The sequence below is a fragment of the Pseudomonas sp. KH_021 genome (genome assembly GCF_057838865.1).
This window is the reverse complement of sequence record NZ_CM174477.1, coordinates 3,061,104-3,074,625: the sequence shown is the minus strand read 5'-3', so window position 1 is coordinate 3,074,625 and position 13,522 is coordinate 3,061,104. Positions and strand designations below refer to the sequence as shown.

14 protein-coding genes are annotated in these 13,522 nt (G+C 59.1%); 3 read left to right on the top strand and 11 right to left on the bottom strand.

Annotation, left to right across the window (positions count from 1 at the left end):
• The first annotated feature begins 258 nt into the window (after positions 1-258).
• The 3 genes from AC3IX4_RS14245 to AC3IX4_RS14235 all read left to right on the top strand — a co-directional run bounded on the left by AC3IX4_RS14245 (position 259) and on the right by AC3IX4_RS14235 (position 1,801).
• The gene (locus tag AC3IX4_RS14245; RefSeq protein WP_489261138.1) at positions 259-765 is read left to right on the top strand and encodes a hypothetical protein; all 507 of its coding nucleotides are present in this window, start codon (positions 259-261) and stop codon (positions 763-765) included.
• A gap of 5 nt (positions 766-770) precedes the next feature.
• Positions 771-1,409 (top strand): hypothetical protein, encoded by a 639-nt coding sequence (locus AC3IX4_RS14240; RefSeq protein WP_489261137.1) that lies wholly within the window; start codon positions 771-773, stop codon positions 1,407-1,409.
• A gap of 113 nt (positions 1,410-1,522) precedes the next feature.
• Positions 1,523-1,801 (top strand): hypothetical protein, encoded by a 279-nt coding sequence (locus AC3IX4_RS14235; protein WP_489261136.1) that lies wholly within the window; start codon positions 1,523-1,525, stop codon positions 1,799-1,801.
• A gap of 383 nt (positions 1,802-2,184) precedes the next feature.
• Here AC3IX4_RS14235 and AC3IX4_RS14230 read toward each other — a convergent pair whose 3' ends face one another.
• From AC3IX4_RS14230 to AC3IX4_RS14180, 11 genes are all read right to left on the bottom strand, one after another.
• Positions 2,185-3,096, bottom strand: a complete 912-nt coding sequence (locus AC3IX4_RS14230) for a site-specific integrase (RefSeq protein WP_489261135.1) — start codon at positions 3,094-3,096, stop codon at positions 2,185-2,187.
• A gap of 179 nt (positions 3,097-3,275) precedes the next feature.
• On the bottom strand, positions 3,276-4,481 hold the full coding sequence (locus tag AC3IX4_RS14225) for a benzoate/H(+) symporter BenE family transporter (protein ID WP_489261134.1): 1,206 nt from the start codon (positions 4,479-4,481) through the stop codon (positions 3,276-3,278).
• A gap of 73 nt (positions 4,482-4,554) precedes the next feature.
• Positions 4,555-5,892, bottom strand: a complete 1,338-nt coding sequence (locus tag AC3IX4_RS14220) for an aromatic acid/H+ symport family MFS transporter (protein ID WP_489261133.1) — start codon at positions 5,890-5,892, stop codon at positions 4,555-4,557.
• A gap of 73 nt (positions 5,893-5,965) precedes the next feature.
• A complete protein-coding gene (locus tag AC3IX4_RS14215; RefSeq protein ID WP_489261132.1) occupies positions 5,966-6,727 on the bottom strand; it encodes a 1,6-dihydroxycyclohexa-2,4-diene-1-carboxylate dehydrogenase in 762 nt (253 codons plus the stop codon).
• A gap of 18 nt (positions 6,728-6,745) precedes the next feature.
• The gene (gene benC / locus AC3IX4_RS14210) at positions 6,746-7,759 is read right to left on the bottom strand and encodes a benzoate 1,2-dioxygenase electron transfer component BenC (protein WP_489261131.1); all 1,014 of its coding nucleotides are present in this window, start codon (positions 7,757-7,759) and stop codon (positions 6,746-6,748) included.
• A 10-nt stretch (positions 7,760-7,769) separates the two neighbouring features.
• The gene (gene benB / locus AC3IX4_RS14205; protein WP_489261130.1) at positions 7,770-8,258 is read right to left on the bottom strand and encodes a benzoate 1,2-dioxygenase small subunit; all 489 of its coding nucleotides are present in this window, start codon (positions 8,256-8,258) and stop codon (positions 7,770-7,772) included.
• Positions 8,255-9,619, bottom strand: a complete 1,365-nt coding sequence (gene benA, locus AC3IX4_RS14200) for a benzoate 1,2-dioxygenase large subunit (protein WP_489261129.1) — start codon at positions 9,617-9,619, stop codon at positions 8,255-8,257. The genes benB and benA overlap by 4 nt, the downstream gene beginning before the upstream one ends.
• 272 nt (positions 9,620-9,891) lie before the next feature.
• Positions 9,892-10,851: an AraC family transcriptional regulator gene (locus AC3IX4_RS14195; protein WP_489261128.1), complete on the bottom strand. Its 960-nt coding sequence runs from the start codon at positions 10,849-10,851 to the stop codon at positions 9,892-9,894.
• A gap of 130 nt (positions 10,852-10,981) precedes the next feature.
• Positions 10,982-11,911 (bottom strand): catechol 1,2-dioxygenase, encoded by a 930-nt coding sequence (catA, locus tag AC3IX4_RS14190; protein WP_489261127.1) that lies wholly within the window; start codon positions 11,909-11,911, stop codon positions 10,982-10,984.
• A gap of 50 nt (positions 11,912-11,961) precedes the next feature.
• Positions 11,962-12,252 carry a muconolactone Delta-isomerase gene (gene catC, locus AC3IX4_RS14185; RefSeq protein ID WP_166566990.1) on the bottom strand — a complete coding sequence of 97 codons (291 nt, stop codon included), beginning with the start codon at positions 12,250-12,252 and terminating at the stop codon, positions 11,962-11,964.
• Positions 12,253-12,262: 10 nt separating this feature from the next.
• A complete protein-coding gene (locus tag AC3IX4_RS14180; RefSeq protein WP_489261126.1) occupies positions 12,263-13,411 on the bottom strand; it encodes a muconate cycloisomerase family protein in 1,149 nt (382 codons plus the stop codon).
• Positions 13,412-13,522: the final 111 nt, after the last annotated feature.

The window sequence follows — 13,522 nt, the reverse complement described above, 5'->3', positions numbered from 1 at the left end:
TGGACGCCATGCGTCTGGAGGATTCGGTCTGTCAAAACCGGTCACTGAATTGGCAGCGACCTCGCTAGCCTATCGTGCGCGACGATGAGGTGCAAGATGGGGGTAATCCGTGGGCCGCTTCACATCTGTCACGTCGGAATCTGCGCTCAGTCGTGATCGCGAACCAATGTAGGACATTTCTCTTTTTAGCCCATGCACCTCTACCACCCACCCGGACTTGCTAGCCTTCGCCGTTTCCGCCAAAAGGAACCGGGCCCCATGACTGATCGAAAACCCCACTGGCTAGACGACGAGCGCCTGTACAGCCCCATGCCTCGCGTGTGCACGCCGGCTCGGCCGAACATGGTTACCCCCGCAGTCCCCCGTCCCTTTCCCGAGCGTGAATTTTATGAGCCTGCGCCGGAGCCAGCAGCTGAAGCCGGCTTCTACGTCCTGCCCCAGAGCTTGCCCTTAAAAGACTTCTACGATGACTTGTTCGAAGAAGACCCGGATAAATGGGTGTGGATGTTTTCCAGGCTCAACCCGAACCTCGACCCTGTGGTGAAGGCCGGCACCCTGCTGGTGCTCAGCGACCCAAACAACAAGTTCTGCACCGCTCAGGAAGCGCAACTGATGCAGGCGGCCGAACAGGTCAAAAAAGCCCTGGAGCCGCTGACCCCGGAAGAAGCTGACTTCATGTACCGCTATGGCGCTGAAATCGTCACCTTCACAGGGCAAGCCTCGACTTGGTTGGGCATCACAGCGGTGGTACTGGAAAGCACCTGACCGATTTGCGCAAGACCCTGCAAGACATCGAAAACCTGCACCAGAACAGCTATCGCCAACACGGCCACTTGAAGTCTGCGGAGTTTTTCGCGGAACGCAAAACGCTGCTGACTCGGTTGGACGCCCATCTGCTCAACTCCAAAAGCTTGAGGGATCGCACGAGTTTTGGCGGCCACCAAAAATTGAAGTCGGCGCTCGGTATCTCCAGCCGCAGCCTTGTTCACCATTGGGATAAGGCTGGAGCACCGGGACAGATACCGGGGTATACCCAACATGTGGACTCGATGACTCGTGCCATGAAATACATGCAGACGGGTGGTTACATCGCGATTGGGATAGGAGGAGCTTCGTCACTGCTGGCGATTCAGGAGGTTTGCAGTACAGGTACAGAAGCAGAGTGCAGAAAGATCAAATTCACCGAGGGAAGTAAGTTTGTAGGCTCAGCAGCAGCCGGATACATAGGTGGTGAAGCGGCATATTGGGCAAGTCGTACAATTTGCGCAGCACTCGGGATTCGGAGCCCTACCGCAGGCAGAATTTGCGTCGCGGCGATTGTAGGGGCTGGGGCCTGGGGCGGCTCAACGGTAGGAGGCCGTGCAGGGGAAATCATCGGCGAGTCGCTACATGAGGTTGAACAGCCGTGATGAGCAATTGGAATCCTTGGGCCATCATCGCGTTCGCGGGTGCACCAATTCCCTTGGCTCTTGTGAACTTTATATTTAGCGTCTACCTCAGTCGCCGGTACCTAAGTGACTTGATGGAAGCGTTGAAAAACAGTCGCCATATCGTTGCATCTGGCTTAGCACTACAGAATCGAGGGTTGTTTGGCCGGCTGATACTGGTCACCAAAATTGCAGGAATGGTGATGATGCCTCGACCCTGTATTCGTGCAGGCGAACTCGATCCGGAAGACATAAAGAATTTTCCTCCTCATCTCAAACGGCTGTTGAAAATAAAGTCAGCAATTTTGATTGTTGGCGTGATTTGGATAGTGGCTATATACGCATTTTTGGAATTGAGTAGCCGTCAAGAGTGATAATGTCCGGCGCGCTTCCAGATCGTCTGGAACCGGCGGATCGGCGCTCCAGCTTACCGGAATGCCGGACCACCGTGATGAACGCACCGCGGTCTGCCTGATGCACCGCGGTGTGGCCATCGCAGCATAGGTATCTACACAACTCTGGGGCAGCGCGGCTCTTGTAGCCGCTGCCGAGGTACGAGGCTGCGATCGGCGGCGAAGCCGTCGTAAATTCAGGCCCTTCGGTGTGCCTGATGGATTATGGTCTCAGGTTTTACGGCCGCTTCGCTGCCGATCGCAGCCTCGTACCTCGTCAGCGGCTACATTCGTAGCAGTACGCCAAAAGATGTGTAGATACCTATGGCCATCGCAGTGGTCCGGCACTCCGGCGAGGCTGGCTCCTACAAGACAAACCGTGTCTGCGCATCCACATAGCGCAGCGCGGAGTTGGCATCCTTCCAGCCCACATAGCTCATCAGTGTTTTCTGGTCCCAGCCGCTACCACTGGCCCAGTTGGCAAAACCACGACGCAGCGAGTGGCTGCTGTAGTGCTCACTCTCAACGCCTGCCCCGGCCAGCGCTTCGCGCAGGATTGGCGCGACGCTGTAAGGGTGCAGCGCTGTCTCGCCAATGTGGCCCCAGCGATCAATGCCGCGAAACACCGGGCCTCTGGCCAAGCCCGCCACAGCGATCCAGTCCAGGTAAGCGTCCACCGGGCACAACCGTTCAAGCGCAGGCGCTTTATAGGTGGTGCCGGCGTTTTCTCGATCGCCTTTGCTCCAAGGCAGGAACAGTTGCATGCCCTCCCCCCTGCGAGCCTGGATGTGGTCGATGCTCAATCGGCACAGCTCATCACTTCGGAACGCACGCCAGAATCCGATCAGCACCAGCGCTCGATCACGCAGGCACTTGAGCATGCGACCGTCCTGCCCCTGCTCGCGTGCCTGCGCCGCTTGCTGCTCCAGCCAGCCGACACATTGCGCCAGGCTCACCAGCTGCAGCGGTTCGGCCTGCTTCGCCTGCTGCGGGTGCAGCGTGCGAATTCCCTTCATTACCTGCTTGACCATCGGCGCCTTGGTCGGGTCCGGGAAGCCTTGGCTCACATGCCATTGGGACAGCGCCGCCAAGCGTAGTCGCAAGGTGTTCTGCGACAGCGCATCCGCATAGGCCACCAGATAGCGCACCACGCTCTCACTGGTAGCCGGCAGAAACCCGCCCCAGTGCGTTTCGAAGTGATCTATCGCGGACTTATAGCTGCGCCGCGTGTTCTCCCGCGTCCCGGCCTGTAGGTACCGCTCGATTTCAGCACTCACCTATGCCCCCTGCTTTTGTACTGTTGGGCGGCATTCTAACGCTTAAAAAGCAGATGGTCTTTGATAATTCAGCATTATCGAGTGCTATAAAAAGATGATTTTTTGGTTAATTTATAGCCATAAATGGTACGTAATTTTGTAGTACGTACCACAGTATCAAATCGACTTTCGGTACGCCCTCAGAAGCGTGCGGTTTGCGCGGCCGATACACCCGCTCGGCTTCGCTTGAACGTCAACACCCCATGGGCAACAAGGCCAAATATCAGCCCCCAAAAAGCCGCCGACAGCCCCAGGAACGACATGCCCGAGGCCGTCACCAAAAAGGTAATCAACGCCGCCTCACGGTCATCCGGCACCGCCATGGAGCCCGCCAGTGCGCCGGCAATGGCCGCGAACAGCGCCAAACCTGCAAGGGCTGCGATCAATTGATGGGGAAAAGCTGTGAAAATCGAAACCAGCGTCGCACCGAAGACGCCCAGCACCAGATAGAAAACCCCACCCGCAATACCGGCTACATAGCGCTTGCGACTGTCTTCATGGGATTCGCGACCCGTACAGATCGCCGCCGTAATTGCCGCCAGGTTCAAACCGTGGCAACCAAAGGGGGCCAACAGCATGCTGACCAGCGCACTGCTGCTGATGATCGGGCTGGCTGGCGTGCTGTAACCGGCGTTGCGCAGTACAGCAATACCGGGCACAAACTGGCCGGTCAGCGAGACCATCACCAACGGCAAGGCGATATTGAGTGCTGCGTGCCAGCTCAATTCAGGACTGATCCAGACCGGTGTTGCCAGGCCAATCACCAGCGCACCGGTGTTCATGTCCCCGGTCAGCAACGCAATCACGCTACCAACGATCAGTACCGCCATGACGGCGTAACGCGGTATCAGCCGTTTGCACAGCAGGTAGGTGGCAAACATCGCCAGCACCATCATCGGTTTGTCCTTCACCGACACAAACAGCTGCGTACCAAAACTAAACAGGATGCCCGCCAGCATGGCAGCGGAAATGGCGGCGGGCAGTTTGCCAACGATGCGATCGAAAATGCCGCACAGCCCCACCAGCAGGATGATCAGGTTGGCCAGCAGAAAAGCGCCGACCGCCTCGTTTAGGCTGATGCCGGGCAATAGAGCCACCAGCAAGGCTGAACCCGGTGCGGACCAGGCAATGATGATGGGCACTTTGTAGCGCAGGCTCAGCACAATGCCGAGCACACCGCTACCAATCGAGATCGCCCATACCCACGAGGACAACACCTCGTCGGGCAAGTGCGCGGCCTTGGCGGCCTGGAAGATGATCACCAACGGCCCGGCGTAGGAAATGAGCGTGGCGATAAAGCCGGCAACCGCGGCCGACACCGAGAAGTCCTTCAGTAGATTTTTCATGAGTATTCCAAAAGATGAGCGGTGGCTGTGCCCTACCTCCAGGGCACCGCCACCGCGCTCAGACAAACCCGAATCAAGGTGCCGGGCTGGCCTCAGCGGACAGCACAGGCGCTTTGGCCTGACGCTGATACACGAGGCACATCGCCAGGGCGGCAATGACACCGGGGACGGCAAATGCCATAAAGTTCAAGTGCAGCGGCAGTTGGATGCCCACCAGTGCGCCACCCAGGATCGGCCCGACAATCGCACCGCTGCGCCCCACGCCCGAGGCCCAGCCAAGGCCGGTGGAGCGGATAGACATTGGATAGAACTGCGCTACACAGGCATAAGCCAGGATCTGGGTACCAATGGTGGTTGCCCCAGCGACCGCAATCAGCCCGTACAGTACGCCGGTCGGGCTCTTGAAGCCGAGTAGGCTGATGGAAATGGCGGCCACCACGAAGAACACCACCAGCACCTTCTGCAGCTTCAAGCGGTCACCGATCCAGCCGCCGCCGACCGCACCGAAAATCGCGCCGAAGTTCAGCACCAGCAGAAAGCTCAAGCTCGAACCCAAGCCGTAGCCCGCACTGGCCATCAATTTCGGCAGCCAGGAGTTGAGGGCATAGACCATCAACAGGCAGCAGAAAAACGCGACCCAAAGCATCACCGTACTGATCGCCCGCCCTTCGCGGAACAGCTGCATCAAGGGAGCACCGGCAGGTTTGAGGGAGGCCATCGACAGCTCATCGCCAGCCTGTGGCACATAGCTCGGCTCGATGCGCTGCAGCACGTGACGAGCTTCTTCGTTGCGGCCCTGACGCACCATGAACCCTACCGACTCTGGCAGCCAACGCATGATCAGTGGCAACAGCAGCAATGGAATCACCGCCACATAGAACACCGATTGCCAGCCAAAGCTTGGCAGCAACACGATCCCAAGCCCCGCCGAGAGCATTCCGCCCACCGAATAGCCGCTGAACATGATCGCCACCAGGGTGCTGCGGATTTTCTTCGGTGCGTACTCGCTCATCAAAGCGACCACGTTGGGCATTACCCCACCGATCCCCAGGCCTGCGATAAAGCGACAGATACCGAACTCGGTTGGCGTGCGGGCAAAGCCATTGAGCACGGTGAAACCGCTGAAGAGAATCACGCAGATGGCAATCACCTTCTTGCGTCCGATCCGGTCCGATAACGAGCCCAGCAGCAAGGCCCCGAACATCATGCCAAACAGCGCATAGCTGCCCAGGGCGCCAGCCTGCAAGGGGGTCAGCCCCCACTCCTTCATGAGCACAGGCAGTACCACGCCGTAGATCACTAGGTCATAGCCGTCGAAGATAATGATCAGCGCGCACCAGAACAGTACTCGCCAGTGAAAGGAATTGAAGCGCGCCTGATCGATCAGGCCATTGATATCGATTTTTCGCATGGCATTCGACTCTTGTTGTTTTTTTAAGTAATCGCACACAGCAAAAAGGGCCTGATCGCTCAGGCCCTTTGGGTTAACCGAGGTCACCTCCACCAATGGGTAGGGTGACGCCCGTGATATAGGAAGCCTCATCCGAGGCCAGGAACAGGATCGCTCCGACCTGTTCATCAATGGTGCCGTAGCGCTTCATCAGACTGCTGTCGAGGGTCTGATCGACGATCTGTTGATACCAGACCTGCTCCTCGGCACTCTGCTCGGCGTTGTTGCGCGGAATGCGCCGTGGCGGTGCCTCGGTGCCACCGGGCGCCGTGGCATTGACCCGCACACCACGACCGGCGTTTTCAAATGCCAGGCAGGCCGTCAGTGCATTCACGCCACCCTTGGCTGCACCGTAGGGCACGCGGTTCAGGCTGCGCGTCGCAATCGAGGAAACGTTGACGATCGCGCCACGCCCCTGCTCCAACATATACGGCAGCGCCGCATGGCAGCACCACAGGGTCGGGAACAGTGAGCGACGCACCTCAGCCTCGATCTGATCAGGCTGATAATGCTCGAACGGCTTGGCCCAGATGGTGCCGCCCACGTTGTTGACCAGGATATCCAGGCGGCCATATCGCTCGACAGCTGCGGCCATCACGCGCTCGCAGTCGCCGTACTGCTCTAGGTCGGCCGTCAGGCATAAAACGTTTTCAAAGCCCTGCAGTTCAAACACCAGGTCCGAACGGTCGACGGCCACCACCTTCGCGCCTTCTTCAAGCAAGCGCTCGGCGACACGGCGGCCGATACCCTGGGCCGCGCCGGTAACCAGCGCGACCTTGTCGTTGAATCGGTTCATGGACAACTCCTTTGAGGCTCAGGCCGCGCTGGCGGCGAATTTCTCGAAGTAGAAATTGGCCGGCGTAATGCCCTGTTCACGGATGTACTGGCTGACGGCTTCGACCATCGGCGGTGGGCCGCACAGGTAGACGTCCACATCGCCATCGTTCAGGTGCGCCGGCTCAATGTGCTGGGTCACGTAACCCTTGCGCGGATGCTGGCTGTCGGGGTTGGCGACGCAGGCACTGAAGGTGAAGTTGGGAATGGTTGCGGCCAGCGTCTGCAGGCGGTCCATTTCCACCAGGTCCAGGTCATTGGTGACGCCGTAGATCAGGTGCAATGGATGCGGGCTGCCCTGCTCGGCGATTTTTTCCAGCATCGCCGTGAACGGCGCAAGCCCTGTACCGCCAGCCAACAACAGCAGCGGCCGGCGGATCTCACGCAGGTAGAAGCTGCCCAATGGCCCGGCCAGGCTCATGCTGTCGCCGGCCTTGGCCAGCCCAGTCAGGAAACTGCTCATCAGGCCGCCTGGGACGTTGCGAATCAGAAAGCTGACTTCGCCATCGCGCTGCAGTGAGCTGAAGGAGTAGGCGCGCGTCTGGTCACTGCCGGGTACCTGCAGGTTGACGTACTGGCCCGGCAAAAATGCCAATTTACTCAGGGCTTCGCCCTTGATCTTCAGGGCGATGGTGCTGTCGGACAATTGCTCGACAGCTGTGATCTCACCGCTGAAGCTCGCCTGCTGGGTACGGCAGACGTCCGAAGAGGCCGGCACTCGCACGACGCAGTCGCTTTCAGCGCGCATCTGGCAAGTCAGCACGTAGCCTTGGGCGGCTTCGTCTTCGGTCAGCGCGTCTTCGATGTATTCCTGACCCATGTCATAGCGGCCGGCCTCGGCGAAGCACTTGCAGGTGCCGCAAGCGCCGTCACGACAGTCCAGGGGGATGTTGATACCCTGGCGATACGCGGCGTCGGCCACCGTTTCGCTCGGGTTGCTGTCGATAAACCGAGTAACGCCGTCTTCGAAATTGAGTGCGATCTTGTAAGTCATGGCAGCCACCTCAGATCTGGTAGATATCGATCACCTGGCGAACGTAGTCGTTCTTCAGGATGACTTTCTTGGCCTTGATCAGAGGCTGCTCGCCATGCACATCAAGGGTGTAGAAACTGGTGCCGAAATAGCTGTCCACGGTCTTGTAGCGAAAGCTCAAGGTGTGCCAGTTGAAACGCACCTGGCAAACGCCGTCGCCCTGCTCGATGATCTCGATGTTGCTCAGATTGTGCGAGGTACGGGTGTCCGGGATGCTGGCACTGGAGCGCTCGGTCTTGATGCGGAACACCCGGTCTTCCAGGCCTTCACGGCTGCCGTACCAGATCAGCGAGATTTCCCGCTGCGGGTCGGTGGTCAACTCGTCGTCATCGTCCCAGGACGGCATCCAGAAGGTGGCGTCGGCCGCGTACAGCTCCAGCCATTCATCCCACTGTTTGTCGTCCAGCAGGCGCGCTTCGCGGTAGAGGAAGTCACGCACGGTTTCATAGGAAGCGCTCATTGCCCGCCCTCCTTCGCAATCAGGTTCGACTGCTCGGCGGCCAACGCCTTGAGCATGGTTTCTTGCCAAAACTTGTGTTGCAGCACGAACAGGCCTTCGTCTTCGGTGCGAACACCGCTCAGCAGTGGCTTGAGCTCGATTTGTTGAGCCGCCTCATCGGCGCCTTCGATCCAGTGTTCGGCGCCACGGGACATGTCGTTCCACATCGTGGTGCTGCCCTGGTAACCCATCTGGCAGGAGCGGAACTCTTCCAGGTCGTCCGGGGTGGCCATGCCGCTGACGTTGAAGAAGTCTTCATACTGGCGGATACGGCGCGAACGGGCCTCATCGCTCTCGCCCTTGGGCGCGATGCAATAGATGGTGATCTCGGTCTGGTTGACCGAAATCGGCCGGGCAATGCGGATCTGCGAGCTGAACTGGTCCATCAGGTAGACGTTGGGGTACAGGCACAGGTTGCGCGAGTTGCCGATCATCCAGTCGGCGCGGGCCTGGCCGAAGTCGCGGGCCAGTTCGTCGCGGCGCTCGTACAGAGGGCGATCCTCAGGGTTGGCCCAACGGGTCCAGAGCAGCATGTGACCTTTGTCGAAGGAGTAGAAACCACCGCCTTGCTTGGCCCAGCTACCGGCGCTCATGGTTGGGTTGCTGTCACCGGCCTCGCGCTGCTTGCGCTGGTTCTGGGTGGCGGCGTAGTTCCAGTGCACGGAGCTGACGTGGTAGCCGTCGGCGCCGTTCTCGGCAGTCAGCTTCCAGTTGCCTTCGTAGATATACGAGGAGGCGCCGCGCAAGACTTCCAGGCCATCGGGGGACTGGTCGACGATCATGTCGATGATTTTTGCCGACTCGCCCAGATGTTCTTCCAATGGCGGTACATCGGCGTTCAGGCTGCCGAACAGGAAACCGCGGTAGGACTCAAAGCGCGCCACCTTGGTCAGGTCGTGGGAGCCTTCGCAGTTGAAGCTGGACGGATAGCCGGCTTCAGCAGGGTCTTTGACCTTGAGCAATTTGCCGGAGTTGTTGAAAGTCCAGCCATGGAATGGGCAGGTGTAAGACGAGCGGTTGCCACGCTTGTGGCGGCACAGCATCGCACCGCGATGGCTGCAGGCATTGAGGAAGGCGTTGAGTACACCGTCCTTGTTGCGCGCGATGAAAATTGGCTGACGGCCCATCTGCAGGGTGATGTAGTCGTTCTTCTCGGGGATTTGGCTTTCGTGGGCAAGGTACAACCAGTTGCCCTCGAAAATGTGCTTCATCTCAAGGTCGAACAGACGAGGATCGGTGAACATCTCGCGCTTGCAGCGAAAGACGCCTTTTTCACGATCTTCTTCCAACAGGGCATTAAGGTAATCGACTCCCAGGTTCATGGCCGGGGCCTCCGTTTGTTTTTATCAGGCAAGGCCTCATGCTAGGCGGGCGCGCAGTGCGCCAATATCCGCTTAATGCAGAGTGCTATCCGATTTGTGCAAAGGGTGGCCACTTCGGTGCTTCAGATAAACCGCGTCGACTTCATCGCAGGCAAGCCTGGCTCCTACCGGTGCGTACACCACCGCCCGAGGTAGGAGCAGAGCTTGCTCGCGATAAGGACACCTCGGTGGTCCAGGTAAACCGCGTCGATTTCATCGCAGAGGTGAAGGAGTCAATGACGGCGCTTGAGGGTGTCCGACGGTAATTCGCCGAACTGATTGCGGTAATTTTCGGAAAATCTGCCCAAGTGCAGGAAGCCATAGTCCATGGCCAGCTCCGTGACGTTGCGCACGGTGCAGCTGGGGTCGCTCAAGCAGGCGTTGACCCGCTCCAGCTTTTTCTGGCGAATGTAATGCTTGGGCGTGGTGCCGGCGTTGCGCTCGAACAGGCCGTACAACGAGCGCAGGCTCATTTGCGCCTGGCGCGCCAGCTCTTCACTGCAAATGTCCTGCTTGAGGTTGCGCTCGATGTAATCAGCGATCCGCTCGAAGGTGGCCGCCTGAGTGCCCAGGCCTTCGCGACAGATATTGGTTTTCATCAGGCTGAGCATCTTGCTGGCGATGATCTGGCTGTAATGCTCCTGGATCCTGGGCAGGCTGTCGATGGCCTCGGCCTCCTCGCAGACCATGGCGAGCAGATTGACAAAACCTTCCAGAGCGCCCAGCTGATAGCGGTTTTCCATAAACCGCACGCTTGGGCCGGGGTGCAGCCAGCGTTGCTCCTGGCACACGGACTCGATCACGTTGGTCGGCAGCTTGATGATGAATTTTTCGCAGTCGTCGGAATAGGTCAGGTCAACCGGGTCGTCCGGGTTGATCAGCAGCAGTTCGCCGGGCGTGAAGTAGTGTTCTTCCTGGCCATGCCCGCGCCACAGGCAGTGGCCACGCAGCAATACTTGCAGGTGATAGATGGTTTCCAATGCTGGGGAGGTCACGCGTACACCGCCGCCGTAGCTGATCCGGCACAGGTCCAGACTCGCGAACTTGCGGTGGTTGAGTTGCGCCTGCAGGGTCCCGGACTTGGGCAGGCGAATGCAATGGTTGCCGACGTGCTGATTCACATAGCCGGACACCGCATAGGGGTCGGCCTGTGCAAACACCAGGCTGCGCTCACTCAGTAGTCGCGCTTCCATATCCGATCACTCTCGTTGTTGTTATGTAGGGGGCTAATCACGTGTAGCCATTATGTGACCCCTGGTACAAACACGGAAGGCCGCAAGACAAAAGGTATTGTCTTGCGGCCTGTGCCGTTACAGCGCTGTATCAGTCTTCCAGTGCGCGAACTCGCTCCCGGCGCTGCTGCTCGACAGGCTCAGGCGAGGGTTGCAGGGTGAAATCGAAGTCGATTTCGGCAAAGCGCCCCTCTACACCGTAGGCCTTGGCCTTTTCCTGGTCTTCGCTGAAGGTAATGTGGGCAATCAGCTCGTCGCGAGTGGCGTAGGCGAAATCGTCGTACAGGTACTTTTCGCCCGCCAGGTTGATCTGGGTGGTCAGGTGACGATGGTCCGGCGCGGAGATGAAGAAGTGGATATGCGCCGGGCGCTGGCCGTGGCGGCCCAGCTCGTCCAGCAGTTGCTGGGTCGGACCATCCGGTGGGCAACCATAGCCCGACGGCACGATGCTGCGGAAGCGGTAGTTGCCATCGGCATCGGTGACGATACGGCGACGCAGGTTGAACTCGGACTGCGACGGGTCGAAATAGGAGTAAGTACCGGCGGTGTTGGCCTGCCAGACATCGACAACGGCGCCAGCCAGTGGCTCGCCGTGGACATTGGTCACTCGGCCTTTCATGAACAGCGTGCAGGCAGGGTCGGTGCCGTCGTCCAGTCGTGCTTCAACGTTCGACAGCGGCGCGCCGGCGACGTACAGCGGGCCTTCGATGGTGCGCGGCGTGCCACCGGTCTTGCCGGCCTCTTCGTCCTCTGCGTCCATCAGCATGTCCAGGTAGTGCTCAAGGCCCAGGCCTGCGGCGAGCAGGCCGGCTTCCTGGCGTGCGCCCAGCACGTTCAGGTAGTTGACCGCTTTCCAGAACTCTTCCGGGGTGACCTGCAGGTCTTCGATGATGCTGACGGTGTCGCGCATAATGCGGTGGATCAGCGCTTTGGTGCGTGGATTACCGGCATCGTTCTTCAGGCCACTCGCTTCCTCGAGGAAGTCTTGAGCTTCGGCAGTGTGGGAGATTTTAACGTTCATCAGGCAATCCTCATCTTGTATTTATAAGCGTGCAGGCAAGACACAAAGGCTTAGCGGTCATCCTCATGGATCGAAGACGGATGCCGGCACAGGGCATTCACTTCGATCGCCATATACGGATACAGCGGCAATTGCATCAGCAGGTCATGCAGCTCCTGCACGCTGTCCACATCGAACACGCTGTAGTTGGCATAAAGCCCAGCGATACGCCACAGGTGGCGCCATTTGCCCGAGCGCTGCAGCGACTGGGCGAGTTCCTTTTCATCAGCCTTAAGCTTCGCGGCGCGCGAAGGCTCCATGTCGACGGGCAGGTTTACAGTCATTTTGACGTGGAACAGCATGGTGCGCTCCTTAAGCTTGAGAGACACAAAGTGTGGATTTGTCGCGACGGAAGAACGCCAGGCGCTCTTCGTCAAGGTTCACGCCCAGGCCTGGGCCCTTGGGCACATGCAAGTGGAAGTCGCTGTATTGCAGCGGCTCTTGCAGGATGTCTTCGGTGAGCAGCAATGGGCCGAACAGCTCGGTATCCCAGGTCAGCTTATTGAGGGTGACAAAGGCCTGGGCCGAGGCCAGGGTGCCAATGCCGCCTTCAAGCATAGTGCCACCGTACAGGCCGATACCGGCTGCCTCGGCAATCGCTGCTGTGCGCAGCACGGCGCGGGGGCCACCGTTCTTGGCGATTTTCAGGGCGAAGATAGAGGCTGCGCCGACGCGAGCCAGGTTGAACGCGTCTTCCACGCATTCGATGGATTCGTCGGCCATGATCGGCGCAGGGCTGCTGGCGTTCAAACGCACCATGCCCGAGATGTTATTGCGCGAAATCGGTTGTTCGATCAGGTCGATACCGTTTTCACCCAGGATTCGGCAGGCACGCAGGGCCACCGCTTCGTCCCAGGCCTGGTTGACATCGACGCGTACGCTCGCACGATCACCCATGGCTTTCTTGATGGCGATCACGTGGGCCAAGTCGCGGTCGACTTCACCGGCACCGATCTTCAGCTTGAAGATGCGATGGCGGCGCAGGTCGAGCATTTTTTCGGCTTCGGCGATGTCTTTGGCGGTATCGCCACTGGCCAGGGTCCAGGCCACCGGCAGGCTGTCGCGCACCCGGCCGCCCAGCAGCTCACTGACCGGCAGGCCCAGGCGCTTGCCCTGGGCATCGAGCAAGGCGCTCTCGATACCGGACTTGGCAAAAGTGTTGCCCTTGATGACCTTGTCCAGGCGCAGCATGGCGGCATTGATATTGGCGCCGTCCTGGCCGATCAACAGCGGTGCGAAGTGACGGTCGATATTGGTCTTGATGCTATCGGGGCTCTCATTGCCATAGCTCAGGCCACCGATGGTCGTGGACTCACCCACCCCCTCGATGCCATCGGCGCTGCGCACGCGAATGATGACCAGGGTCTGGTTCTGCATGGTGTGCATCGCCAACTTGTGCGGGCGAATGGTTGGCAGATCGACGATGATCGTCTCGATGGATTGAATGGCGCTAGCAAGCATGTCGATACCCGTCAGGTTCTTGAAATTCTGGAACCGATTCTGAAACGGGTTGTTTTCAGGTGCCAATATTGATTTGGTCTGGCACGATACCTACAGAGTATCGTTTCAACT

What these genes read in the sequence shown, in the direction of transcription:
- AC3IX4_RS14245 (WP_489261138.1), top strand. Translation starts at nt 259, where the DNA reads ATGACTGATCGAAAACCCCACTGGCTAGACGACGAGCGCCTGTACAGC.
- AC3IX4_RS14235 (WP_489261136.1), top strand. Translation starts at nt 1,523, where the DNA reads ATGGAAGCGTTGAAAAACAGTCGCCATATCGTTGCATCTGGCTTAGCA.
- AC3IX4_RS14225 (WP_489261134.1), bottom strand. Translation starts at nt 4,481, where the DNA reads ATGAAAAATCTACTGAAGGACTTCTCGGTGTCGGCCGCGGTTGCCGGC.
- AC3IX4_RS14220 (WP_489261133.1), bottom strand. Translation starts at nt 5,892, where the DNA reads ATGCGAAAAATCGATATCAATGGCCTGATCGATCAGGCGCGCTTCAAT.
- AC3IX4_RS14215 (WP_489261132.1), bottom strand. Translation starts at nt 6,727, where the DNA reads ATGAACCGATTCAACGACAAGGTCGCGCTGGTTACCGGCGCGGCCCAG.
- benC (WP_489261131.1), bottom strand. Translation starts at nt 7,759, where the DNA reads ATGACTTACAAGATCGCACTCAATTTCGAAGACGGCGTTACTCGGTTT.
- benB (WP_489261130.1), bottom strand. Translation starts at nt 8,258, where the DNA reads ATGAGCGCTTCCTATGAAACCGTGCGTGACTTCCTCTACCGCGAAGCG.
- benA (WP_489261129.1), bottom strand. Translation starts at nt 9,619, where the DNA reads ATGAACCTGGGAGTCGATTACCTTAATGCCCTGTTGGAAGAAGATCGT.
- AC3IX4_RS14195 (WP_489261128.1), bottom strand. Translation starts at nt 10,851, where the DNA reads ATGGAAGCGCGACTACTGAGTGAGCGCAGCCTGGTGTTTGCACAGGCC.
- catA (WP_489261127.1), bottom strand. Translation starts at nt 11,911, where the DNA reads ATGAACGTTAAAATCTCCCACACTGCCGAAGCTCAAGACTTCCTCGAG.
- catC (WP_166566990.1), bottom strand. Translation starts at nt 12,252, where the DNA reads ATGCTGTTCCACGTCAAAATGACTGTAAACCTGCCCGTCGACATGGAG.
- AC3IX4_RS14180 (WP_489261126.1), bottom strand. Translation starts at nt 13,411, where the DNA reads ATGCTTGCTAGCGCCATTCAATCCATCGAGACGATCATCGTCGATCTG.